Below are 23,803 nucleotides of genomic sequence, written 5' to 3'. Positions count from 1 at the left end.
GCAGGGTGAGCATGAAGGCTGAACCAGGCGCGGAGGGTTGCCGTCCTTCTGCCAGCTTGAGGGGACCGGACACTCCACGCACCACGATTCCCGCGGGCCGCTGCCGGTACCGCTACAGGCCGGCGACGGCGGGCCGCGCCTCGGACCGGCCGAAGGCAAGGACGCGCGACAGCACCTCCCGGAACCGGGCAACATCGGCCGCCGGCGCACGCAACACCGCCTCGACCACCGGATCCTCCAGATTGAGGGCGGCAAGGGAGGCAGGGTCGAGCACCACCCGCAGCACGTCGCCCGCGATCGTGACCTCGCGCACGCAGCCGTAGGCCGTGCCCTGATCAGGGGTGACCAGACAGTGCGTGTCGAAGCCGAGGGACACCTCCTGGGCATCGGGCTCGTCGAAGTCGCACATGAAGGTCAGCGAGAAACCGCCGCCGTCGGACTCGGCGACGCCCGCCATCACGCAGTCGTCCTCGTCCGCGTTGTCGAATCCGCAGGCGACGTCGGCGATGAACCGGTATGTCATGCGAGACACCTACCGCGAGTTCAGTGCGTCGCTGATCTCCGCCATGCGTGGTGCGGGCAGGGCGAAGCCGTTCAGCGGGTTGCGGTAACTGTGCGAGCTGTCGCAAACCCAGACACCGTCGTCCTGGCTCCAGTTCGCCGGCTCCCACTGCCCTTGGTGCCGCAGAAGCAGGACAGCGAGCTCGGCAGGTTCCTCGACGACGGTCAGTGTCGACAACGCCGAGGCGAGGCGGGCCGCGGCGTCCTCCGGCACGTCCGTGTCACCGAGCATGGGGAAGAGCAGCAGAAGCCGCGCATCGGGGTTGACGACGCCATCGGAAACCGGCTGCCCGGCGACGGCGACCAGCTCCCGCCAGGACAGCCCTGGCCCCATGAAGTGGCCGTCATCGACAGCGAGCGACACGGCGTCCCCCCATTCGGGGTGGTGGACCAGGTAGTCGACGCCGATGTCGTCCGCAAGGTTCCGGTAGACGACGTGGACCACGTGCCCCGAGAGAAGCCGCACGGAGAACACCGGCCAGCACTCCCCGTCCGAGACACGCCGGTAGACCTCCTTGGCGGCGTCCCAGTCCGGCCCGAAAGCGATGGCCTGCGACTCGGCACCCCTCAGACTGGAACCAAGATGGTTGGGCCAGAACAAGGGCTCGCCGAGGAAACTCGACCCGTCGACCAGCGAGCCGCCTTCATAACCGGGGATCGTCAGCATCGGCCCATCATGGCACCGCACCGCGGCGACCGTTCATTTGAGCTGCGCGCTCGTCTTCCCCAACAGGCGGCGGGCGATGATGAGCTGCTGGATCTGTTGGGTGCCCTCGAAGATGTCCATGATTTTGGCGTCGCGGGACCACTTCTCCAGCAACTCGTGCTCCGTGTAGCCGAGCGAGCCGCACAGTTCCACGCACCTCAGCGTGATCGCCGTGGCCGACCGGCCCGCCTTCGCCTTCGCGTACGAGGCCTGCAGGGAGTTGGGTTTGCGGTTGTCCGCCATCCACGCGGCCTGCAGTGTCAGCAGGTACATCGACTCGTAGTCGGCTTCCATGTCCAGGAACGCCGCCGCTGCCGCGTGCTGGTTGTTCGCCGGTTTGTCGTAGTCGATCTCCACGCCGGCGGAAGTCAGCAGGCGGCGGGTTTCCTCCAGCGCGGCGCGGGTGATGCCCACCGCCATCGCCGCCACCAATGGCCTGGTGTTGTCGAACGTCTGCATGACGCCCGCGAAGCCCTGGTCCGGCTTGATCTCCGGCGTGCCCAGCAGGTTCGACGCCGGTACGCGGCAGTTGTCGAGGCGGAAGTGCGCGGTGTCCGACGCGCGGATGCCGAGCTTGTGTTCCAGCCGCACCAACTCGAAGCCCGGCGTGTCGCGGTCGACCACGAACGACTTGATCGCGGCCTTGCCCAGCGACCGGTCGAGCGTCGCCCACACGACCACGCAGTCGGCGCGTTCGCCCGAGGTCACGAAGATCTTCTCGCCGTTGAGCACATAGTGGTCGCCGTCGCGGACGGCTGTGGTCCTGATGGCGCCCGAGTCCGAACCGGTGTCAGGTTCGGTGATGGCCATCGCGGCCCACTTGCCCTTGTACCGCGCCAGCTGCTCCTCCGACGCCACCGACGCGATCGCCGCGTTGCCAAGACCTTGCCGAGGCATGGACAGCAGCAGGCCCGCGTCGCCCCAGCACATCTCCATCGTGCCCAGTACCAGGGACAGGTTCGCCGTCGACTTGCCGGAACCTGACCGGCGTACGCCACCCGCACCCGCGCCGCCGCCCGACGCGCTCAGACCGTCCAAAAGGGACGCCAGCGTGTCGAGTTCCTTGGGGTAGGTGTGTTCCGCCTGGTCGTACTTCCGCGAGTTGGGGCGCAGGAACGCCATCGCCGCCTGGCGGGCCTGGTCGACCAGCGTGGTCAGCTTGCGGGGAACCTCGAGGTTGATCACACCAGCACCGCGCCTTCCATCACGCCGACGGCCCGCAGGTCGCGGTACCACCGCTCCACCGGGTGCTCCTTCACGAAACCGTGCCCACCGAGCAGCTGCACACCGTCGCTGCCGATCTGCATGCCCTTGTCGGTGCACAGTTTCCTGGCCAGTGCTACCTCACGGGCGTTGGGCAGTCCCGCCGCGGCGCGGGCGGCGGCCCGGTAGGTCACCAACCTCATCCCGTCGAGTTCGGTGCCGATGTCGGCCACCTTGAACGCCACGCCCTGCCGGTGCGACACCGGCTCACCGAACGCCACCCGCTCGTTCACGTACGGGATCACGTAGTCCAGCACCGCCTGACCGGTGCCGACCGCCAGCGCGCACCACCCGAGCCGCGCCAGCCGCACGCACTCCGCGTAGTCCGCGTCCAGCAGGGCCGAGGCCGGCACGTTCACCTGGTCCAGCACGACCCGGCCGGTTCCCGCGCCACGCAACCCCATCGCGGGTTCGGACTCGATCGCCACCGACGACGACTCCACCACGAACAGCGCCGGCCCACGACCGTCCACATCGGCCGCCACGACGAACAGCTCAGCGGCCGCCGCGCGCGGCACCAGGGACTTGACACCTGTCAGGCGGAAGCCACCCGCGGTGCGATAGGCCTTGGTGCGCAAGGAGAACGGGTCGAACAGCGCCACCGGCTCCTGGATCGCCAGCGCGGCGGCCGGCACGTTGTCACCTGTGAAGGCGGGCAGGTACGTCGCCTGCTGCTCCTCGTTGCCCCACTGCACCAGCGCGTTCGACACCGCGGCCGGTGCCAGGCACGCCAGCGCGAGCCCCATGTCGCCGGTGGCCAGGGCCTCGGCCACCAGCACGTTCGTCACGGTGGACCGTTCGGTGGCCACGCCACCCAGCTCCTCCGGCACCCCGAGCAGCGTCACGCCCAATTCCGCGGCCGTCGACAACAGCTCCTCCGGCGGCGCGCACTTGTCGTCGGCGGACGCGGCGGCGGGGCGCAGGCGCTCGGCCGCGAACTCGCCGACCGTCTCGACGATCATCTGCTGCTCGTCGGTGGGCGTCAGGTCGAACACGCCGCTGTCCGCCACCGCGGGCGGCCGCGCGGGCGCGCCCAGCCTGCGGGCGGCCGTGAAGGAGCGGGTCGCGGCACCCGCGGTGCGGAACCCGGTCTTCGTCGCCTCGTAGAGCGCCCGGTCGACCGACTTCTTGAGCCGCAGCCGCTCGACGACCGGCGCCCCGGCCACGCGGTTGAGCACGGACATCACGGCGCCCAGGGCACTACGCCTGTGCGGCTTGGCGCCAAGACCCTCGCTGGCCGACACCGAACCACCCCTACCTACTCAGGAGTTAAATAACGGTACCTACTCTAGAGTAGGCCACCGCCTCCCGCAGGTGAAGCCGGTCACGGCAACCGGGACCGCCACGGCTTGGCCTGTTCGAAAGCAGCGCAGGCGGCCAGCACCCTGGCGTCCGCGTGCCGCGGCCCGACCACCTGCAACCCGACCGGCAACCCGGCGGCGGTGAACCCGCACGGCACGGTCGCGGCCGGCTGCTGGGTCATGTTGAACGGGTAGGTGAACCGCGTCCACCCGGTCCACCGCGTCGCGTCCGACCCCGGCGGCACCTCGACCCCCGCCTCGAACGCGGGGATCGGCATGGTCGGCGTGACCAGCAGGTCGAAGTGCTCGTGGAACTCACCCATGGTCCGGCCGACGGCCGCACGGGTCGCGGTCGCCTCCAGGTAGTCCATGGCCGTGTACCTGGCGCCCTGCTCGCACACCTCACGCAGGCCCGGGTCCAGCCGCTCGCGCTGGGCGTCGGTGAGCGCGGCGGTCGACGCGGCGGCACCAGAGAACCACAGCACGTGGAACGCGTCCACCGGGTCGGCGAACCCGGGATCGCTCACCGACACCACGGCACCGAGGTCCGCGAACACCTTCACCGCGGCCTCCACCAGAGCCGCGACCTCGCGGTCCACGGGCACGTACCCGAGCCGCGGGCTGTACCCGATCCGCATGCCCGCGACCCCGGAGAGCGCACCCGACTCGGCGGCCGAGGCGAACGGCCGCTCCGGGCGCGGCCCCGCCGACCAGTCGCGGATGTCCGGCCCCGTGATCACGTCGAGCGCGAGCGCGGCGTCGGCGACGCTCCAGGACAGCGGGCCGACGTGCGCGAGCGTGCCGAACGGGCTCGCCGGGTAGATCGGCACGAGACCGTACGTCGGCTTGATGCCGAACACGCCGCTGAACGACGCGGGGATCCGGATCGAGCCGCCACCGTCAGTGCCGAGCGAGACCGTGCCCATGCCGGTCGCGACCGCCGCCGCCGCGCCGCCGCTCGAACCGCCCGCGGTCTTCGTGGTGTCCCACGGGTTGCGGGTGACGCCGGTGAGCGGGCTGTCGGTGACGCCCTTCCAGCCCAGCTCGGGCGTGGTGGTCTTGCCGATGATCACCGCGTGGTGGTCGCGCAGCCGGGCGACCGCGGGCGCGTCGACGTCCCACAGCTGGTCCTTCTCGATCGAATGGGAACCGCGCAGTGTCGGCCACCCGCGCGTGAGCAGGATGTCCTTGACCGACACGGGCACGCCGTCGAGCAGGCCGCGCGGCTCACCCGCCTGCCAGCGGGCCTCGGACTCGGCGGCCTCCGCGAGCGCCTTCTCCTTGTCCACCAGGCAGAACGCGTTCACGTCGCCATCGCGTTGTTCGATGCGCTCGAGGGCGTCGGTGGTCGCCTCCACCGGGGACAGCCGACCGGCTCGGTACTCGGCGAGAAGCTCGGTCGCGGTCATCCCAGCGGTCATGGAGATCCCTTCTCACGGACGTACCCCCGCGCTTTGTCGACCACGTTGCGCAAGGGCTCGCCGTCCAGATACCTCGTGAGGTTGTCGTGGAACAGTGCTACCAGTTCCGACCGCCATCCCACCACGTCCCCCGACATGTGCGGCGACACGATCACGTTCGGCATCTCCCACAGCGGCGACGACCCGGGCAGCGGCTCGTCGACGAACACGTCCAGCGCGGCACCCGCGAGCGCGCCCGCGCCCAGGGCCGCCACCAGGTCCTCCTGCACGACCAGCGGGCCGCGGCCCACGTTGACCAGCCGCGCGGTCGGCTTCATCGCGGCGAGCGCCTTCGCGTCGATCATGCCGCGGGTCTCGTCGGTCAACGGCGCGGCGAGCACCACCCAGTCCATGTCGGGAAGAGCCTCGGAAAGTGACGAAGTGGGTAGCACTTCACCCAGGTCAGGGTCCGTGGTCCGGGCGGTGCGGCCGAGCCCGGTGACGGTCATGCCCGCGGCGGCGAGCTTGCGGCCGATGGCACGGCCGATCGGGCCGGTACCGGCGACGAGCGCCTTCTTACCGCCGATGCGCTCGGTCTCGCGGTGGTGCCAGCGGCGTTCCCGCTGCCGGTTCAGCGTCGTCGGCAGGTCCTTGGCGAGCGCGAGGGTCATGGCCAGCACGTACTCGGCCATGGGTTCGTCGAACACGCCACGCGAGTTGGTGACGACGACGTCGCTCGCCACCACTTCGGGGGTCAGCACATGGTTGACGCCGGCGCTGGCGGCGTGCACCCAGCGCAACATGTCCGCAACCGGCCACGCACCCGGCAACGTGCTCGCGCGGAAGTTCCACACGAGGAGGACGTCCGCCCCGGGAAGCGCTTCGACGAGGCCGTTTTCCGTTACATACCGGACATCGGCGACCGCTTCGACCTCGGCCATCCCGGTCGGACGGGCGGTGTCACCCGACTGGGCGTGGAGCACGACAACCGTCGCGGATTTACGAGCTGGCATGGGATTGACACGCTAAGTACCGCTCGTATGATTGTCAACAATCGGCGCGGCCGTCGCAGCCCGCGGAGAAAACACCAAACCCACTCCTACTCGGTGCTGCATTGGGGTGCCCATGGCACGTTTCATGACGATCACGCTCGAACGCCGTGGCGTGTCGTGCGTGGCCCAGCTCCTGGACAAGGACGCGCCCAGGACCTGCGACGCGGTGTGGGAGACGCTGCCGCACGCCGGTCCGGTACACCACGCGAAGTACGCGCGGAACGAGATCTACACGATGGTGGAGCGGTTCATCGACGAGCCGATCGGTCTCGAGAACCCCACCGTCACCCCCATCCCCGGCGACGTGGTGTTCTTCGACTTCCACGGGGGCATGCTCGACCGTGCCTTCAAGGAGGAGAAGGGGCTGGAGAAGCTGTCCGGGGTCATCGACCTCGCGATCTTCTACGGCCGGAACAACATCCTGCTGAACGGCGACGTCGGCTGGGTGCCAGGGAATGTCTATGCCACGATCGTCGAGGGCCTCGACGTGATGGCGGAGGCGTGCAACGACGTCTGGCGGTCGGGCAGCGTCGGTGAGCGGCTGGTGTACCAACGGCACGACGGCTAGCGGGGCCGTCATGCTTCCTGACAGAGGCGCACTGGAGATCATCGGCCCCGAGCTCGTCACCCAGCGAGGCGTCGGCGTGGTCGCGCCGTTCGACTTCGCACTGGACCGCGAGCTCTGGCGCTGGGCGCCGGACGACATCTCCCTGTACATGACCCGCCTGCCGTTCGTGCCGGTGCCGGTGACGGTCGAGATGGCCAGCGAGCTGTCCGACTCCGACCGGGTCCGCCGCGCCACCAAGGACGTGCTCGCGCCGGAACCCCTGGTGGTGACGTACGCGTGCGCGTCGGGCAGCTTCGTCGGCGGCGCGGACGGCGAGCGCGTGCTGCACGCCAGCATGATGTCCGCGGGCGCGCCCGCGGCGACCACCACGTCCGGCGGGCTGGTGGAGGCGCTGCGGATCCTGGGGCTGCACCGGATCGCGGTGGTGACCCCGTACATCGACAGCGTCACCGAACGGCTGCTGACGTTCCTCGCCGAGCACGGGGTCGAGGCGGTGTCGAGCGTCGGTCTCGGCCTGCTCGACCACATCTGGAAGGTCGGCTACGCGGAGATCGTGCAGGCGGTCACCGCGGTCGACGTCCCCGAAGCGGACGGACTGTTCATCTCCTGCACGAACGTGCCGACCTACGACATCATCGGGCCGCTGGAGCGCTGGCTGGGCAAGCCGGTGCTGACGGCGAACCAGGTGACCATGTGGTCGGCGCTCCACGCGATCGGTTCGCCGATGATGGCGACCGGTCAGTGGCTCGCGCAGGTCACCCAGCCGCACGCGGCCTGACGATAGGGTTTCGCTGATGTCAGTCATCGGTTTCCTGTACCCCGGCTACAGCGCGGAGGACGAGTATCCGGCCATGGAACGGCTGCTCGCCGCGTCCGGCCGGGCGATCTCGCTGCCGGTGGTGCACACGCTGATGCGGGAGGACGCGCACCGGGTGGACGCGCTGCTGGACATCGGCGGCGACGACGTCCTCGGCGACGGGGCGGCGGCGCTGAAGGCCCAGGGCGTGGACGCGGCGGTGTGGGCGTGCACCTCCGGCAGTTTCGTCTTCGGCTGGGACGGCGCGGCGGCGCAGGTCGAAGGCGTGCGGTCGGCCGCGGCGGCACCCGCGTCGAGCACCTCTTTCGCGTTCGTCAACGCGGTGCGGCACCTCGGCCTGCGGCGCGTGGCGGTCGCGGCGACCTATCCGAGGGACGTGGCGGACCGGTTCGCGGCGTTCCTGGGCACGGCCGGTATCGAAGTGGTGTCGTTGTCGTGCCGGGGCATCGTGACCGCCGCCGAAGTGGGCACGCTGGGACGGGACGAGGTGCTGGACTTCGTCGCGTCCAACGACCACGCCGACGCCGAGGCGGTCCTGGTGCCGGACACGGCACTGCACACCGTCGCGTGGTTGACGGACCTGGAGGAGCGGCTGGGCAAGCCGGTGCTGACCGCGAACCAGGTCAGCGTGTGGGAAGGGCTGCGGCTGGTCGGCGAGACGGCGCCGAGGGCCGGGCTGGGGGCGTTGTTTGCCAGGGAGTGAACGTGAGTGAACTGGGCGAGCTGGAGCCGGTGGCACGGCAGTCGACGGCGGAACTGATCGCGGCGCAGCTGCGTTCGGCGATCATGTACGGCGTCTTCGCGCCGGGTACCCAGCTGGGCGAGGCCGAGCTCGCCGCGCGGTTCGCAGTGAGCCGTGGTCCACTGCGAGAGGCGATGCAACGACTCGTCCAGGAGGGATTGCTGCGTGGCGAACGGCACCGGGGCCTGTTCGTGATCGATCTGTCGGCGTCGGACGTGCGGGACGTCTACCTCGCGCGACTGGCCATCGAACGCACGTCGTGCCAGCTGATCATGTCGGGCAACCGCGGCGAGGCCGTCGTGCGCCTGGCCGAGGCGCTGGACAACCTGGTCGCCGCTGGACAGAGCCGGGATCGCAACGCGATGAGCGACGCGGACCAGGCGTTCCACCAGACGCTGGTCAGCTGCTCTGGCAACACGCGGCTGGAACGGATGGCGCAGACGCTGCTCGTGGAGACGCGGATGTGCCTTGCCGCGCTGCAGGAGCACTACCCGGAACCGGACGAGCTGGTGGCCGAGCACCGCGCGCTGGTCGACGCGATCTCCGACGGTGACGAGCAGCAGCTGATCAGCCTGATCGAGTCGCACATGCTCGAGTCGATCGACCGGCTGGTACCGCCTAGCTCCTGAGCAGGTTCGTGTCGAACTTGCCGTCCACTATGGATGACGCGAGCTCGGCGACCCTGGCGTTGTGGCTGCGCGCGTAGTTGCGCAGCGCGGTGAACGCGGCCGACATCTCGAGCCCCAGCCGTTCGGCGAGCACGCCTTTGGCCTGCTCGATCACCACCCGGCTGTCCAGCGCGTGCTGCAGCTGTCCCGCGAGCTCCTCGGACCGCCGCAGCGCCCTGGCCTGCAGGATGCACAACGCCGCGATGTCGGCGACCGCCTGCGCGATGCGGGCGTCCGCCGTCCCCTCGGTGTCCCGGAACAGCGCCAGCGCGCCGACCGTCTCCGCGTGCCTGCGCAGCGGGAGCACGTGCACCGAGGCGAACCCCGCACGCCGGGCGCCGTCGGTGAACGCCTGCCAGCGGGACCCTGCGGTGAACTGGGGTACCGCGACCGCCCTGCCGTCGCGGCAGCAGTCCAGCAACGGGCTCTCGTCGTACCCCAGCACCGGCAGCAATGACTCGTGCGACGCGATCACGCCATGATCGACAATGAACACCCCCGCGGCGGGCACGTCGAGCACGTGCACACTCCGATTCACCAGCAGCCGCAGAAAGCCGTCGAGGTCGCACTCTTCCGCCATCGCGGCGGCGAGCTCGACTAACGTTTCTGCCAGTTCTTCGGCTGGCGTGCTGGTCACGGGGTAAGACTACGGCCGCGTGATCAGTCGCGGGGGCAGGTATGCAACACCCTGTCAGCATTTGACAGGAATCTCGTCCACCTGGCGGCAACGTGCCACCGAATTCGATTCGGCGGCAATTTCAAGATCATTTAATGCCTCGCCGTCACGTTCTGTAGCCGCCGTCGCACGGTCCGAGGGCGGGTACGGAGAGTCAGGCCTGCACGTGCACGTACGGGCAGCGAACAGGGCCATTCGACTCTGTTGGTTGACCATTGAAATTTACGAGTATCACTCACGTGCGGGAGCAGAAGTGCGTGGAGGCCTCGTGAGTGCGCAGGTTATGTCATCGGATGCTACTGAGATATTCGCTCGCCTCAAGAGCGCCGCGTTCCATGAGCTCGTGACGTCGTCGATGCAGGGGGACCAGGAAGCCGTCGCGACGCTCTTCACCTGGATCAGGCCGGCGATCGTTCGCTACTGTCGGTCACGCATCGGGCGCAGCGGATCGGCCTACTCGTCAGCCGACGACGTGGCCCAGGAGATCTGCATGGCCGTCCTGGGGGCCATCTCGCGTTACGGCGACGAGCCCGAGTCGTTCCTCCCCTTCGTCTACGGCATCGCGGCCCACAAGGTCGCCGACCACTACCGGCGAGCGGGCCGGGACCGGTCCGACCCCGCGGCCGACGTGCCGGACGGCATCGACCTGGGCGCGAGCCCGGAGCAGCAGATCATGGCGGCGGACCTGCGTGAGCGCCTCGAGCGGCTCCTCGCCACGCTCGCTCCCCGGCAGCGGGAGATCCTGGTGCTGCGGCTGATCGTGGGCCTGTCGGCACAGGAGACCGCGACCGCGGTGGGCCTGACCCCGACCGCGGTCCGCGTGACCCAGCACCGTGCCCTCGCCAAGCTCCGCGGCGCGTTGACGCCCGCCGAGTGGGTCTAGCACCCCGAGGACGCTAGTTCCCCTTCGCGCGCAAGAAAAGCTGTACTTCCAGACGGTTCCGCTCGGCCTCCGCCTTGACCTCACTCAGCTCCAGGCACTCGAAGCCGGCCCGCTCGACGACGTGAGTCAGGTCGTCGGGCGGGTAGGCCGTCACCGCGATCGGTTCGCCCATGAAGACGATCGGGAACTGGTCGAAGTCACCGAGCACCATCGCGATCTGCAGCAGCTTCGGTCCGCGCAGCTGATTGCGCAGCTGGGCCAGCAGCGGCGGCACGTCCTCCTTCGGCAGCATGATCAGCGAGAAGAAGGCGACAGCCGCGTCGAACTCGCCGAGATCCGCGATGTCACGCAGGTCCCGGTGCAGGTACTGACCGCCGGGCGCCTGTTCCTCCGCCAGCGCGAGCATGCCAGCCGACTCGTCGACCCCGACCACGTCGATGCCCGCGTCGACCAACTGCTTGCAGGTCGGCAGGCCGCTGCCGCACCCGAGGTCGAGTACACGCGCGGGTGGTTCGAGCTGACCGATCAGCCAATTGCCTTCTGCAACTTGCGCATCTCGTTCGACGAAAGACTCGTCGTAACGCTTCCCGATCCGGTCGAACGGCGGGGGGTTGACCATCCCTCCAATATGCCGTTCTCGGGTGGGCCAGTCCACCGCCGTCCGGTTACTCCGCCTTGTGCGTCAACAGCAACCGCACGGTCAGCTCGAGCCGCTCCCCGACGTCCGAAGCGGACGACCGGCGGGTCACCCAGGCGACCAGGTTCGACAGCCACACGTCACCGATGACCCGCGCGATCGCGCGGTCCTCGTCGGTGGGCTCGCCCGCCGGGTCGTCGTCGTGCAGCGCGCGGGTGAAGGTGCGCTCGATCAGCTTCGCGACGGTGTCGACCTCGGCGGCCGCTGACGCGTCGGCGAACATGAACGCCCTGGTCATCGCCTCGGTGAGGTTCGGATCGCGCTGCATGGCGCGGGTGATGCGGCCCAGCACGAACAGCAGCCGGTCGTACGCGGTGTCGCCGGGGATCGCCCCGCCGCCGCGCTCCTGGCCGCGTTCCAGCTCCCGCGCGAGACCGGACACCAGCAGGTGGATCTTCGACGGGAAGTACCGGTAGAGCGTGCCGAGCGCGACGTCGGCCTTCTCCGCGACGGCACGCATCTGCACCGCCTCGAAGCCCCCCTTCGACGCCAGTGCGATCGTCGCGTCCAGAATCCTCTTGCGACGGTCGCGCTGGGCGGCTGACCCGAGCTCGTCGTCGGTGAGCACGTTCAGCGCGTTGGCGCCGGAAGTGCGCGGTCTTGCCATCGAACATTCCCCTATTTCGCGGAGCTTGCGGAGCTTGCGGAGCGAACATCCGACATAGTCGAAACGCGTTCCTGCCTGCATCGATCAGCTTACAGAACCCACGTACCGGACATGTTACGTCCGTCCACAGCCGTAAAACTAGAACATGTTCTATACTCGGCAGCGTGTCGGTGACCGAGGACCTCCAGCGCGCGGTGCGGGACATGGCCGAACGCGCGGGCACGCTCGCCACGGTGCGCGCCATGGAAGCCTCACCGGACGCCTGGCGGCGCCACTGGCCCGCCGTGACCGACCTGGGACTGCTGTCGATCACGGCCGACGGCGGGACGCTCGCGGACCAGGCTGCCGCGGTCGAGGAGGCGGCTCATCGACTGGTGCCGGGCCCGGTACTGCCTTCTGTCCTGACGACCGTTCTACTCGGCGCCCCGATGGGAATCGCCTTGGGGGCAGGCGATGTGACGGTCACCGACGGGCGTGCGACCGGCAACCTGACGCCGGTCATGTTCGCCGACGGGCCGGTGCTGTTCCGCGACGGGGACACGTGGTTCACCGGGACGGGTGCCGTCACGCCGCTGACCCCCGTCGACTTCTCCCGGCCGCTCTGCCGCGTGCGGTTCGACGACGTCCCGGTCACCGCGACCGACCTCGGCACTACCCGGGTCCTCGACCTCGCCGCGACCCTGTTCGCGGCCGAGGCCGCGGGCATCGCGCGCTGGTGCCTCGACACCGCGGCGGCCTACGCGAAGATCCGGTCGCAGTTCGGCAGGCCGATCGGGTCCTTCCAGGCGATCAAGCACCTGTGCGCGGAGATGCTGTGCCGCACCGAGCAGGCCGCCGCGCTCGCGTGGGACGCGGCCCGTGGCGGTGAGCTGGCCGCGCCCTCGGCGGCGGCGCTCGCGGTCGACGCCGCGGTCCAGAACGCGAAGGACTGCGTCCAGGTCCTCGGCGGCATCGGGTTCACGTGGGAGCACGACGCGCACCTGTACCTGCGGCGGGCGCTCGCGAACCGGCAGCTGCTCGGTGGCACGGCGCGCTGGCGGCGGGAGGTGGCCAGCCGCGCGCTGGCCGGGGTCCGGCGCAGCCTCGCCGTGGACGCGGACGACGAGGAGACCCGCGCCGCGGTCCGGGAGTTCGCGAGGCCGGTCGCCGGACTGTCCACCGCGGAGCAACGCGTCCGGCTGGCTGACAGCGGTTATCTCACCCCGCACTGGCCGCGCCCGTACGGGCTCACCGCCTCACCGCGTGCGCAGGTCGTGATCGACGACGAGCTGGCCAGGGCCGGGATCCGCCGTCCCGACCTGGTGATCGGCGCGTGGGCCGTGCCGACGATCCTGGCGCACGGCACCGAGGAGCAGCAGAAACGCTTCGCCGGACCGACCCTGCGCGGTGAGCTGACGTGGTGTCAGCTGTTCTCCGAGCCAGACGCCGGATCCGATCTCGCAGCACTCCGCACCAAGGCCACCCGCGCCGACGGCGGCTGGGTGCTGAACGGGCAGAAGGTGTGGACGTCGCAGGCGGTCGAGGCCGACTGGGCCATCTGCCTGGCCCGCACCGACCCGGACGCGCCGAAGCACGAGGGCATCACCTACTTCCTGGTTGACATGCGTTCGGCGGGCATCACCCTGCGGCCGCTGCGGGAGATCACCGGCGAGGCCCGGTTCAACGAGGTGTTCCTCGACGACGTGTTCGTACCTGACGACTGCCAGGTGGGCGAGGTGAACGGTGGCTGGCGGCTGGCCCGCACGACCCTCGCCAACGAGCGGGTGGCGCTCGGTGCGGGCTCCGCCCTCGGCGAAGGCGTGGAACGGCTACTCGCACTGGCAAACGACCTGGACAACCGCTTCGGCAACGGCCCGGACGGCGGTCTCGGCAGCGGCTCGGCCGGAGGCTCAAGCGGCGACTCGGGTAGCGACTCGGGCGGCGGCCTGGGCGGCGGCGCCCGGGAGCGGATCGGCGCCCTGGTGGCGCAAGGGCTTTCGGTGTCCCTTGTGGACCTGCGGGCGACGCTGCGGCAGCTGGACGGGCGCGGGCCGGGACCGGAGTCGAGCGTGTGCAAGCTCGTCGGCGTGCGGCACCGGCAGGACGTCGCCGAGGCCGCCCTCGACCTGCTCGGCCCGGCGGGCGCGGCCGTCGACGAGGTCACCGGGCCCGCGCTGCACGAGTTCCTGCTCACCCGGTGCCTGTCCATCGCGGGCGGCACCACGCAGGTGCTGCGCACGCTCATCGGCGAACGGATCCTCGGCCTGCCAAGGGAGTGATGATGGACTTCGCGTTGGACGACACCCAGCGGGCCGTCGCGGACCTGGCCCGTGACGTGCTGGCCCGTGAACCCGACCCGGAGTCGGCGTGGAAGGCGCTGGGGCAGGCTGGCCTGCTGTCCGGCGAAGGCCTCGGCGTGCTCGAAACCTCACTGGTGTTGACCGAGGTGGGGCGAGCCGCGGCACCGTTGCCGGCGCTGAGCACGCTCGCACTCGGCGTGCTGCCGATCGTCTACTGTGGCGCGTCCAGCCACCACACGCTGCTGCCGCCGGTCGCGGCCGGGGAGCGGTTCCTGACCGCGGCGCTGCGCGGTGACGTGACCGCCGACGGCGACCGGTTGACCGGCACCGCGGTCGGCGTGCCGGACGCCGCGCGGGCGCACCGGATCCTCGTGCCGGCGGGCGACACGGTGTTCCTCGTGGCGCCCTCCGACGTCGCCCTGACCAAGACCTACTCGGCGTCAGGTGCGCCGGAGCACACCGTGGTCCTCGACGGGGCCCGGGGTGACCGGCTGTGCGACACCGTTGAACTGCGGCGGTTCGCGCTCGCCGGGGCCTGCGCGTACGGCGACGGGCTCCTGGCGGGCGCCCTGTCGCTGACCGCCGAGCACGTCCGCACACGCGAGCAGTTCGGCAAGCCGCTCGCCACGTTCCAGGCCGTCGCACAGCAGATCGCCGACGTGTACATCGCCTCACGCACGCTGCACCTCGCGGCGTGGTCGGCGATCTGGCGGCTCGCCGAGAACCGCGACCCCGACGAGGACCTCGCCATCGCCGCCTACTGGCTGGCCGCCGAGGCCATGCCCGCACTCCACACCTGCCACCACCTCCACGGCGGCCTGGGTGTCGACGACAGCTACTCCATGCACCGCTACTACTCCGCGACCAAGGATCTCGTCCGCCTGCTCGGCGGCGTCGAGCACCGGCTGGCGGCGGTCTGACATGGACCTCGAACTCTCCCCCGCACAGCAGGCACTCGCGGCCGAACTGCGTGCGTACTTCCGCGACCTGCTGTCCGACCGGGAGCGCGAGGCACTGCTCACCGACCGGCACGGCGAGACGTACCGAACGCTTGTCAGGCGCATGGGCCACGACGGGTGGCTCGGGGTCGGCTGGCCGACCGAGTACGGCGGCCGCGGCTTCGGCACGGTCGAGCAGCAGATCTTCGTCAACGAGGCGTCCCGGGCGGACGTCCCGCTGCCGTACGTCACACTGCAAACCGTCGGCCCGACGCTCCAGACGTACGGAACGGCCGCACAGAAGGACTTCTTCCTGCCGAAGATCCTCGCGGGCGAGCTCCACTTCGCGATCGGCTACACCGAACCGTCGGCAGGTACGGACCTGGCGTCACTGCGCACCACCGCCGTCCGCGAGAAGGGGGACGGCGAGGCCGGCGGGGACTCGTACGTCGTGAACGGGCAGAAGATCTTCACGACCGGCGCGCACGACGCGGACTACATCTGGCTCGCCTGCCGCACCGACCCGGACGCGCCGCGGCACAAGGGCATCTCGATCCTGATCGTCGACACCCGCGACCCGGGCTTCACGTGGACGCCGATCATCACGTGCGACGGCGCGCACCACGTGAACGCGACCTACTACGCCGACGTGCGGGTGCCCTCGGACATGCTGGTGGGCGAGGAGAACGCGGGCTGGCGGCTGATCACGACGCAGCTCAACCACGAGCGCGTCATGCTCGGTCCGTCCGGACGGCTGGCCGCGCTGTACGAGCGGGTGCGGGACTGGGCAGCGGCACGTGACCTGCTCGCAGAACCTGACGTGCGTCAGGCACTCGCGAGGGCACGTGCGCACGTGCGGGTGAACGAGTTGCTGAACTGGCAGGTCGCGGCGGCGGGTGCGGACGTGTCGATCGCGGACGCGTCGGCGACGAAGGTGTTCTCGTCGGACCGCACGCAGTGGCTCGGCCGCGCGCTGGAGGAGGTGGTCGGGGTGCACGGCGACCCGGCCGACCCCGAGACGGGCCGGCTGCTGCGCTGGCTGGACGTGCAGGCGAAGCGCAATCTGGTGCTGACCTTCGGGGGTGGCGTGAACGAGGTGCAACGCGAGCTGATCGCCATGGCCGGACTGAACCTGCCCCGGGTGCCGCGATGACGGACGTCGAAGCTGCCGCACGTCAGGTAATGGGCTGGGGCGAGTCCGCGCGACGACCGGGACGCGATCCGGTCAACCTGCCGATGGTCAGGAACTGGCTCGAGGCGCTCGGGGACGCCAGCTCCGCGTACGCGGAGGAAGCACCGCCCGCGATGGCGCAGGTGTGGACGATGGGCGGCCTGCACCACACGCGCGCGGACGACGACCCGCTCGGCGCGATGCTGGCCGTGCTCGACGAGGCGGGCTACACGTCGATCGTGGCGACCGACTGCGAGCAGACCTACCACCGCTACCTGCGGTACGGCGAGGAGGTCGCGCTCGCGGCCCGCCTGGAGAGCGTGGTCGGTCCGAAGAGGACAGCGCTGGGCGAGGGCTGGTTCGTGACGACCCGCAACATCTGGTACGTCGGCGACGAACCGGTCGCGGAGATGATGTTCCGGGTGCTCAAGTTCGCGCCCGCGCCAGCGGAACCGCCGGTCGAGCCCCTGATCCGACCGGTCGTCAACCGGGACACGGCGTACTTCTGGGAGGGCACCGCCCGGGGCGAGCTGCGGATCCAGCGGTGCGAGGCGTGCGGTGAGCTGCGGCACCCGCCAGGACCGATGTGCCCGTCCTGCAACGAGACCAAGCCCGGCTGGCTTGTCGCGAGTGGACTCGGCGAGGTGTACAGCTACGTCGTGCACCACCACCCGCCGGTGCCGGGGCGCACGCTGCCGTTCGTGGTCGCGCTGGTGGAACTGGATGAAGGCGTGCGCCTGATGGCCGAACTCGACGCTCCGCCGGACGAAGTCCACATCGGACTCCCGGTGCGGATCGCGTTCGCGGCGGTCGACGACGAGCTGACCATGCCCGTGTGGCGGCGCCGATGATCACCGTGGGCGAGGAGCTCCCGCCGCTGTCGATCGACGTGACACCCACGTTCGTGGTGAGCACGGCGCTGGCGACGCGTGACTTCCAGGACGTGCACCACGACCGCGACCTGGCGGTGCAGCGCGGTTCGAAGGACATCTTCCTGAACATCCTGACCGACACCGGGCTGGTGCAGCGGTTCGTGACGGACTGGGCAGGCCCTGCGGTGCGGGTCAAGAAGATCGCCATCCGGCTCGGGGTGCCGTGCTACGCCTACGAGACGTTGACGTTCACCGGCCAGGTCACCGAACACGACGGCAACGAGTACGTGGTGTCGGTGGCGGGCCGCAACAGCCTGGGCGACCACGTGACCGGCACGGTCCGGATCGAGGTGCCGTGATGGACGCGGCGATCGTGGGCATCGGGGCGACGGAGTTCTCGAAGGACTCGGGCCGCAGCGAGCTGCAACTGGCGGCGGAGGCGGTGAAGGACGCGCTGGCGGACGCCGGCCTGCGACCGTCCGATGTGGACGGACTGACGACGTTCACCATGGACGCGAACGCCGAGGTGGCGGTGGCCCGCGAACTGGGCATCCCGTCGCTGTCGTTCTTCTCGCGCGTCGGCTACGGCGGCGGCGCCGCGTGCGCGACGGTGCAGCAGGCGGCGATGGCGGTCGCGACCGGCATGGCGTCGGTGGTGGTGTGCTACCGGGCGTTCAACGAGCGGTCGGGCAGCCGGTTCGGCCGGGTGCAGACGGCCGCGGCTACCGCACCGACGTCAGGCGGCCTGGACAACAGCTGGCACTACCCGATGGGTCTTGGCACGCCGGCGGCGTCGGTCGCGATGTTCGCCCGCCGGTACATGCACACCTACGGCGCGACGAGCGAGGACTTCGGCCGGGTGGCGGTGGCGGACCGCCGCCACGCGGCGACGAACCCCAAGGCGTGGTTCTACAACCGTCCGATCACCCTCGAGGACCACCAGTCATCGCGGTGGATCGCGGAACCCCTGCGCCTACTTGACTGCTGTCAGGAAAGCGACGGCGCGGTGGCACTGGTGGTGACATCGCTGGAGCGGGCCGCCGACCTACCCCACCCGGTGGCCCGGGTCGCGGCGGCGGCACAGGGCTCGGCGAGCGACCAGTTCACCATGAACAGCTACTACCGGGAGGACCTGACGGGCCTCCCGGAGATGGGTGTGGTGGCAGAGCAACTGTGGCGACAGAGCGGCCTGGGGCCGTCGGACATGTCGGTGGCGGTCCTGTATGACCACTTCACCCCATTCGTCCTGGTTCAGCTCGAGGAGCTGGGCTTCTGCCCGCGAGGCGAGGCCCGCCACTTCATCGCGGACGGCGCGCTCGAGCTGGACGGCCGCCTGCCGACCAACCCGCACGGTGGCCAGCTCGGCGAGGCGTACATCCACGGCATGAACGGCATCGCGGAGGCCGTCCGCCAGCTCAGGGGCACGGCGGCCAACCAGGTATCATCGGCGGAGAACGTGCTGGTCACAGCCGGTACCGGTGTCCCGACAAGCGCACTGGTCCTGGCCGCTACCTGACACCTGTCAGGTATGGACTACGCTACCTGACGTATGTCAGGTAAGAAGCGGCTCACGCCAGAAAACCGGCGCGCGGTGATCGTCTCGGCAGCCCTCGCGGTGTTCGCCGACGCGGGATACGACCGCGCCTCCATGCGAGCGGTGGCCAAGGCCGCGGGGATCACCACACCCGTCCTGTACGACCACTTCGACTCGAAAGCAGATCTGTACGCGGCACTGGTGGAATCGGAAGCGGACGCGTTGATCTCCCGCTGGGAGCAAAGCGGCTTCGAGATCCCCGACGGTTCTTCGGAAGACCTGTTCCGGGAAACGATCGTCACGATCTTCGACTGGGTGTCAGCCAACGAGGCGGGCTGGCGGATCATCTTCCTGGACGCACCCAGCGATCCGGCGGTGGCGGAGGCGCACCGCCGCAGACAGGAACGAGCGACGTCGGTCCTGGCGACGCAGTTCTCGAAGGTGCCGCACTTCTACCTGTCCGTGCCCCTGGACCGCGAGCGTGCCAACGACTTCCTGGCCGAGGCGGCCAAGTGGACGGTCAACGCGATCGCCGCGTGGTGGTGGGGGAACCGAGACCTGTCAAAGGACCAGATCGTCGAGTTGACGTCGGATTTGCTGTGGCGCGGACTCGGCCACGTAACAGGAGAACCCCATGACCGTCGATGACTTCCGCCAGGCCGCGGCCACCCACGACATCGAGCTGGCACTGACAACCCTGTCCGACGACATAGTGGTCCGCTCCCCGCTGACGGACCGCTTCACGTTCGAGGGCAAGGAAGACGTGGGCCGCCTGTTCGCGACGGCGTACGAAAAGTTCGAGGGCCTGAACTACCACACGGTGATCGGCGAAGGCAGGCAGCGCGTGCTGGTCGGCAGCGCGACAGCACACGGCCAGCCCTTCGAGGAGACCCTGCTGCTGACACTGGACGACGCGGACAAGATCGCCGAGATCACGCTGTTCATCCGCCCGCTGCCAGGACTGACGGCGGTGATGGCGGCACTGGGACCAGCGCTGGCCCGCCGCAACGGCCGGTCCCGTCTGACGTCGGGTGCGTTACGCGCACTGACCGCACCGCTGGTGGCTGCGACGCGCTCAGGTGACAGGTTCGGCGTAGGCCTGGCACTGCCGAAACGTTGAGCGCCCGGCCCCCGAATCCAGCATCACCGATCGATCTCCGAGGGCACGCTCCGGAAGACAGGTCGAGACGCGCAGCGGGCAGTATCCGGGGCACGTACTGACGGGATCCAAAAGGAGTAGCCACGTGTCGGAGTTCAACGACCTCCGTGAGGTCATGTCGGCCGAGCAGGCCGACGGGGATCTGTTCGACTGGCAGGCCGTGGAGGCCGAGCTCGGCATGCGGCTTCCATCCGACTACAAGGAGTTCATGTCGGTCTACGGCACGGGCTCCGTCGGGACGGAAGGGCTGACGGTCCTGTCCCCGACGGCACCGGAGGGCTACCCCTACCGCGGGGGCGGGATGGCCGACGAGTCGGTGAACCTCCGCGAGATGTGGAACGACCGGTGGGACAAAGACGTCGTCATCCCGGGACTGGATGTCCCGGAGCAACTCCTGGCCTGGGGTGTGGGCCACGGCGCTCCTGACCTGTATGGCTGGATCATGACCTCCGCCGAGCCGGACGAGTGGCCGGTCGTGGTGTGGCGACGGGACGAGGACCCGGACTTCGTCAGCTTCGACATGGGCATGGTCGAGTTCCTCCGTCGGCTGACGACCGGGGACCTGCCTGAGAATCCCGCGAGCAACGATCTCGTCTGGGGCATGCGGAAGCCGTACATCGGCTGGCGAGCCAAGCTCGCGTGAGAGGTTCGGCGGCCTCGTCCGCGGGGCTTCGCCATGGTCTCGGCAGGTAGAGCTGGCCGGCGACCTCGCGGTTCGACGCGCCGCGCGCCGTGCGGCGACGCGTCCGAGTTCGTCCAGGCGACCGCGCCTCGCCACCTGCCGGTTCAGCCCAGGAAGTCGTCCAGATAAGCCCACGTCGTGCTGCGAGCCCGGCGGCCGGCCAGCACACCCAGGTGGCCGCCCGGCGCGGTTTCGAACCGGACCTCTGCCGCGTTGTCGAGCACGTCGACCAGTCTGCGTACCGCCCGCTCCGGTGCGATGCTGTCGCCTTCCCCGGCGACCACCAGCACCGGGGCCTTCACCTCGTGCAGTGAGATCCGCCTGCCGCCGAAGTCGACCTCGCCGTTCGACAGGTCGTTGGAGCGGAAGAAGCGGTGGTACATCTGGCCGAACGTGCGTCCGGGATAGGCGATCATGTTGTCGGTGAAGCGGTCCACCGCCTCGATCTGCGCCAGGAAGTCCCGATCGTCCAAATGGGACAGGATGGCGTACGGCTTCGTCACCACCTTGTCCATGGCCGACAGCTGGAAGACCCGCTTCACCAGCGCGCGTGGCGCGCCGCCCAGTGCCCGGTAGACAGGTGTCAGGATCCAGCCGTTCGTCACGTCCACCAACGGTTTGATCGGGGCCACCAGCGGGATGGCGGTCATGTCGATCGGCGCGGCGATCGTCGCTATCGAGGCGATGGGGAGGTCCGCCTGGTCGGCGTGTGTCAGCAGCGACAGGATGCCGCCCAGGCACCACGCGACCACGTGCACGGGTGCGCCGCCCGCGTCCTTGCTGACCGCGCGGATCGTCCTCGGCAGGACCTCGTCGATCCAGTGCTCCAGGCCGAGGCCGCGGTCGGAGAACCGCACCGTGCCGTAGTCGACCAGGTACGGCCGCCTGCCCTGCTCCACCAGGTGCTCGGCGAGGCTGCAGCCGCGGCGCAGGTCGAAGCAGAACGCGGGCACGGCGAGCGGTGGCACCAGCAGCACCGGCTCACCGGCAAGCTGACGGTCGTTCGCCACGAACCGGTACACCGAGCGGTTCGGGCCCTTGTCGATGAGGACGCGGGGCATCGGGCGGAGGTCGGCGACGCCTCCGCGCAGCACCATGTCCATGACGTTGTTCGAGGCGGCGGACAGCGACATCATGCCGTCATACTGCCTCGTCACCGCGCTGTTGTCGCATAGCATCGGGTACATGACTGGTGACCGCCCGAGTTGGGCCCCCGAGTCGATCGACCTTGACCGTCCCAACGCCGCGCGGATCTACGACTACCTGCTGGGTGGCGCCGCGAACTTCGAGCAGGACCGGGTCTTCGCCGAGAAGCTGCTGGAGGTCATGCCACTCGCGCGGTCCGCGGCCCGGCTGAACCGGGCGTTCCTGCGGCGGGCGGTCCGGTTCTGCGTGGAGTCGGGGATCCGGCAGTTCGTCGACGTCGGATCGGGCATTCCGACGGCCGGGAACGTGCACGAGATCGCGCAGGCGGTCGACCCCGCCGTGCGGGTGCTGTACGTCGACAACGAGCCCATCGCGGTGACGCACAGTGAGCTACTGCTGAACGACAGCCCCCACGCCGCGGCCATGCGCGGGGACCTGACCGACCCCGACCCGGTGCTGGCCTCACCACTGATCGACTGGTCGCAGCCGGTGGCCGTGCTGATGGTGGCGGTGCTGCACTTCATCCCGGACTCGGCCGCACCGTACGACGCCGTGGCCAAGTACGTCTCGGCGATGGCGCCGGGCAGCTTCCTCGTCCTCTCCCACGGGGTGGAGAACCCGTCGCTGGCAGGACGCGACGAGGTCGAGCGGCTGTACCGGCAGTCCAGCAACCCGGGCGTGCGCCGGACCCCCGACGACATCACGCGCTTCTTCTCGGGCCTGGACTTCGTCGAGCCCGGCCTGGTGTGGACCCCCGAGTGGCGCCCGGAGTCCCCGGAGGACGTGGGCGCGCACCCGGAGTCGTCGCTGGTGTTCGCGGGGGTGGCCCGCAAACCCTGACAGCTGTCAGGTCACCACTCCGGGCGCAGCGGCATGTGCGAGTCGACACCGTCCAGCTTCACCGCGAGCACCTGGTGCAGCTGGATGTTGTTCTCGACGAACCCCAGCCGCGAGCCGGCCATGTACAGCCGCCACACCCGCGCCCTCGGCTCGCCGACCTCGCGGACCGCCTCGTCCCAGTGCTCGTCGAGGTTCGCGCACCACGCGGTCAGCGTCTTCGCGTAGTGCTCGCGCAGGTTCTCCTCGTGCCGGACCTCGAACCCGTTGTCGTGGATGGCCGAGATGATGTGGCCGGGGCCGAGCAGCTCGCCGTCGGGGAAGACGTACCGGCCGAAGAAGCCCCTCACCCTGGCGCCCTGCGTGTTGTCCGGGCGGGTGATGCAGTGGTTGAGCAGCCGCCCGCCAGGGCGCAGCTTGTCGTGCAGCGACCGCACGTACGCGGGCAGCTCCGCCTCGCCGATGTGCTCGGTGAGGCCGATGGAGCTGATCGCGTCGAAGCCCGACTCGGCCACGTCGCGGTAGTCGAGGTGCCGGATCTCGGCGAGGTCACCGAGCCCCAGCTCGGCGATCTTCTTCTGGCCCCACTCCGCCTGCTTGCGGGACAGCGTGACACCCAGCGCCCGCACGCCGTAGTGCTTGGCGGCGTGGATGACCATGCCACCCCAGCCACAGCCGACGTCCAGCAGCCGCATGCCTTCCTTCAGGCCGAGCTTGCGCGCCACCAGGTCGTGCTTGGTCCACTGCGCTTCCTCGAGCGTGGAGTCGGTGTCCGGGTAGACGGCGCACGTGTACGCCATCGACGGGCCGAGCACCCACTCGTAGAAGCGGTTGGACACGTCGTAGTGGTGCGAGATCGCTTCCTGGTCGCGGCGCTTGGAGTGCCGTCGCCCGTGCACCCTCGCCTCCACCGACGGGTGCGGCACCGGCCACCACAGGCGCGACCAGCCCAGCCGCAGCAGCATCTCGGCCTGGATCTTCGGCGGGACCGAGTCCAGCGTGAGCGCCGCCATGTTCCGCAGCGCGGTGTACATGTCGCCGTGGATGTCGAGCGCGCCGCTCACGTACGCGCGCGCGAGCCCCAGCTCGCCGGGCGCCGACGCGATGTGGGACAACGCGATCGGCGACTTGACCTCGATCCGCACGGGTGCGTCCCGGTCCCCCGCCCGGCTGCCGTCGTAACCGGTGATCTCCAGCGGTGCGTTCCGCCCCAACGCACGCTCGATGATTTCCGCCAGCCGCAT

At 69.8% G+C, this 23,803-nt stretch carries 26 protein-coding genes; 15 read left to right on the top strand and 11 right to left on the bottom strand.

Features of this window, described 5'->3' with window-relative positions; genetic code table 11:
• Window positions 1-112: 112 nt before the first annotated feature.
• The 6 genes from FHR82_RS01380 to FHR82_RS01355 form a co-directional block, all read right to left on the bottom strand.
• On the bottom strand, window positions 113-523 hold the full coding sequence (locus FHR82_RS01380; RefSeq protein WP_184808372.1) for an Imm10 family immunity protein: 411 nt from the start codon (window positions 521-523) through the stop codon (window positions 113-115).
• A 9-nt stretch (window positions 524-532) separates the two neighbouring features.
• On the bottom strand, window positions 533-1,228 hold the full coding sequence (locus FHR82_RS01375; protein WP_184808371.1) for a hypothetical protein: 696 nt from the start codon (window positions 1,226-1,228) through the stop codon (window positions 533-535).
• A gap of 33 nt (window positions 1,229-1,261) precedes the next feature.
• Window positions 1,262-2,452, bottom strand: coding sequence for an acyl-CoA dehydrogenase family protein (locus FHR82_RS01370; RefSeq protein ID WP_184808370.1), 1,191 nt, complete (start codon window positions 2,450-2,452; stop codon window positions 1,262-1,264).
• Window positions 2,449-3,714, bottom strand: coding sequence for an acyl-CoA dehydrogenase family protein (locus FHR82_RS01365; protein WP_376706389.1), 1,266 nt, complete (start codon window positions 3,712-3,714; stop codon window positions 2,449-2,451). The genes FHR82_RS01370 and FHR82_RS01365 overlap by 4 nt, the downstream gene beginning before the upstream one ends.
• A gap of 140 nt (window positions 3,715-3,854) precedes the next feature.
• Complete coding sequence (locus FHR82_RS01360; RefSeq protein ID WP_184808369.1) at window positions 3,855-5,252, bottom strand: amidase; 1,398 nt, start codon at window positions 5,250-5,252, stop codon at window positions 3,855-3,857.
• Window positions 5,249-6,244: a D-2-hydroxyacid dehydrogenase gene (locus tag FHR82_RS01355; protein ID WP_184808368.1), complete on the bottom strand. Its 996-nt coding sequence runs from the start codon at window positions 6,242-6,244 to the stop codon at window positions 5,249-5,251. The genes FHR82_RS01360 and FHR82_RS01355 overlap by 4 nt, the downstream gene beginning before the upstream one ends.
• Window positions 6,245-6,356: 112 nt before the next feature.
• On the opposite strand from FHR82_RS01355, the gene FHR82_RS01350 reads away from it, so the two are divergent.
• From FHR82_RS01350 to FHR82_RS01335, 4 genes are read left to right on the top strand one after another with little or no spacing between them, the layout of a single operon-like run.
• The gene (locus tag FHR82_RS01350) at window positions 6,357-6,851 is read left to right on the top strand and encodes a DUF3830 family protein (RefSeq protein WP_221463248.1); all 495 of its coding nucleotides are present in this window, start codon (window positions 6,357-6,359) and stop codon (window positions 6,849-6,851) included.
• A gap of 10 nt (window positions 6,852-6,861) precedes the next feature.
• Complete coding sequence (locus FHR82_RS01345) at window positions 6,862-7,629, top strand: maleate cis-trans isomerase family protein (RefSeq protein ID WP_184808367.1); 768 nt, start codon at window positions 6,862-6,864, stop codon at window positions 7,627-7,629.
• A gap of 16 nt (window positions 7,630-7,645) precedes the next feature.
• Window positions 7,646-8,371 (top strand): maleate cis-trans isomerase family protein, encoded by a 726-nt coding sequence (locus FHR82_RS01340; protein ID WP_184808366.1) that lies wholly within the window; start codon window positions 7,646-7,648, stop codon window positions 8,369-8,371.
• 2 nt (window positions 8,372-8,373) lie between these two features.
• Complete coding sequence (locus FHR82_RS01335; protein WP_184808365.1) at window positions 8,374-9,039, top strand: GntR family transcriptional regulator; 666 nt, start codon at window positions 8,374-8,376, stop codon at window positions 9,037-9,039.
• On the opposite strand, the gene FHR82_RS01330 is transcribed toward FHR82_RS01335, so the two are convergent.
• Window positions 9,029-9,715, bottom strand: coding sequence for a GAF and ANTAR domain-containing protein (locus tag FHR82_RS01330; protein ID WP_184808364.1), 687 nt, complete (start codon window positions 9,713-9,715; stop codon window positions 9,029-9,031). The two genes, FHR82_RS01335 and FHR82_RS01330, sit on opposite strands and share 11 nt — an antisense overlap.
• Before the next feature lie 322 nt (window positions 9,716-10,037).
• Here FHR82_RS01330 and shbA point away from each other — a divergent pair, with 322 nt between their 5' ends.
• A complete protein-coding gene (gene shbA / locus FHR82_RS01325) occupies window positions 10,038-10,637 on the top strand; it encodes an RNA polymerase sigma factor ShbA (RefSeq protein ID WP_184809234.1) in 600 nt (199 codons plus the stop codon).
• A gap of 13 nt (window positions 10,638-10,650) precedes the next feature.
• Here the strand turns inward: shbA and FHR82_RS01320 are convergent, their stop codons facing one another.
• Together FHR82_RS01320 and kstR are read right to left on the bottom strand one after the other, a co-directional pair.
• Window positions 10,651-11,256 carry a class I SAM-dependent DNA methyltransferase gene (locus FHR82_RS01320; protein WP_184808363.1) on the bottom strand — a complete coding sequence of 202 codons (606 nt, stop codon included), beginning with the start codon at window positions 11,254-11,256 and terminating at the stop codon, window positions 10,651-10,653.
• 46 nt (window positions 11,257-11,302) lie between these two features.
• Window positions 11,303-11,941 carry a cholesterol catabolism transcriptional regulator KstR gene (gene kstR, locus FHR82_RS01315; protein WP_184808362.1) on the bottom strand — a complete coding sequence of 213 codons (639 nt, stop codon included), beginning with the start codon at window positions 11,939-11,941 and terminating at the stop codon, window positions 11,303-11,305.
• 203 nt (window positions 11,942-12,144) lie between these two features.
• Between kstR and FHR82_RS01310 the strand changes: the two genes are divergently transcribed.
• From FHR82_RS01310 to FHR82_RS01270, 9 genes are all read left to right on the top strand, one after another.
• Entirely contained in the window at window positions 12,145-14,199 is a 2,055-nt protein-coding gene (locus FHR82_RS01310) for an acyl-CoA dehydrogenase family protein (protein ID WP_184809233.1), read from the top strand.
• Between the two features lie 2 nt (window positions 14,200-14,201).
• Window positions 14,202-15,140 (top strand): acyl-CoA dehydrogenase family protein, encoded by a 939-nt coding sequence (locus FHR82_RS01305; protein WP_184808361.1) that lies wholly within the window; start codon window positions 14,202-14,204, stop codon window positions 15,138-15,140.
• A gap of 1 nt (window position 15,141) precedes the next feature.
• On the top strand, window positions 15,142-16,311 hold the full coding sequence (locus FHR82_RS01300; protein WP_184808360.1) for an acyl-CoA dehydrogenase family protein: 1,170 nt from the start codon (window positions 15,142-15,144) through the stop codon (window positions 16,309-16,311).
• Window positions 16,308-17,180 (top strand): bifunctional MaoC family dehydratase N-terminal/OB-fold nucleic acid binding domain-containing protein, encoded by an 873-nt coding sequence (locus FHR82_RS01295; RefSeq protein WP_184808359.1) that lies wholly within the window; start codon window positions 16,308-16,310, stop codon window positions 17,178-17,180. The genes FHR82_RS01300 and FHR82_RS01295 overlap by 4 nt, the downstream gene beginning before the upstream one ends.
• Complete coding sequence (locus FHR82_RS01290) at window positions 17,177-17,560, top strand: MaoC family dehydratase (protein ID WP_184809232.1); 384 nt, start codon at window positions 17,177-17,179, stop codon at window positions 17,558-17,560. The genes FHR82_RS01295 and FHR82_RS01290 overlap by 4 nt, the downstream gene beginning before the upstream one ends.
• Window positions 17,560-18,717 (top strand): lipid-transfer protein, encoded by a 1,158-nt coding sequence (locus FHR82_RS01285; protein ID WP_184808358.1) that lies wholly within the window; start codon window positions 17,560-17,562, stop codon window positions 18,715-18,717. Before FHR82_RS01290 ends, FHR82_RS01285 begins: the two co-directional genes overlap by 1 nt.
• A 33-nt stretch (window positions 18,718-18,750) precedes the next feature.
• Window positions 18,751-19,383 (top strand): TetR/AcrR family transcriptional regulator, encoded by a 633-nt coding sequence (locus FHR82_RS01280; RefSeq protein WP_184808357.1) that lies wholly within the window; start codon window positions 18,751-18,753, stop codon window positions 19,381-19,383.
• The gene (locus tag FHR82_RS01275) at window positions 19,370-19,855 is read left to right on the top strand and encodes a nuclear transport factor 2 family protein (protein ID WP_184808356.1); all 486 of its coding nucleotides are present in this window, start codon (window positions 19,370-19,372) and stop codon (window positions 19,853-19,855) included. Before FHR82_RS01280 ends, FHR82_RS01275 begins: the two co-directional genes overlap by 14 nt.
• Window positions 19,856-19,979: 124 nt before the next feature.
• Window positions 19,980-20,537: an SMI1/KNR4 family protein gene (locus FHR82_RS01270; protein ID WP_184808355.1), complete on the top strand. Its 558-nt coding sequence runs from the start codon at window positions 19,980-19,982 to the stop codon at window positions 20,535-20,537.
• Between the two features lie 143 nt (window positions 20,538-20,680).
• Here FHR82_RS01270 and FHR82_RS01265 read toward each other — a convergent pair whose 3' ends face one another.
• Complete coding sequence (locus FHR82_RS01265; protein WP_184809231.1) at window positions 20,681-21,712, bottom strand: polyhydroxyalkanoate synthase family protein; 1,032 nt, start codon at window positions 21,710-21,712, stop codon at window positions 20,681-20,683.
• Window positions 21,713-21,761: 49 nt separating this feature from the next.
• On the opposite strand from FHR82_RS01265, the gene FHR82_RS01260 reads away from it, so the two are divergent.
• Window positions 21,762-22,562 carry an SAM-dependent methyltransferase gene (locus tag FHR82_RS01260; RefSeq protein ID WP_184808354.1) on the top strand — a complete coding sequence of 267 codons (801 nt, stop codon included), beginning with the start codon at window positions 21,762-21,764 and terminating at the stop codon, window positions 22,560-22,562.
• An 11-nt stretch (window positions 22,563-22,573) separates the two neighbouring features.
• On the opposite strand, the gene FHR82_RS01255 is transcribed toward FHR82_RS01260, so the two are convergent.
• Window positions 22,574-23,803, bottom strand: a complete 1,230-nt coding sequence (locus FHR82_RS01255; protein WP_184808353.1) for an SAM-dependent methyltransferase — start codon at window positions 23,801-23,803, stop codon at window positions 22,574-22,576.

Source organism: Actinophytocola algeriensis, from assembly GCF_014203735.1.
GTDB classification, from domain to species: Bacteria; Actinomycetota; Actinomycetes; order Mycobacteriales; family Pseudonocardiaceae; genus Actinophytocola; species Actinophytocola algeriensis.
Note: the sequence above shows the minus strand (reverse complement) of the source record. Positions and strands in the feature narration are given on the sequence as shown.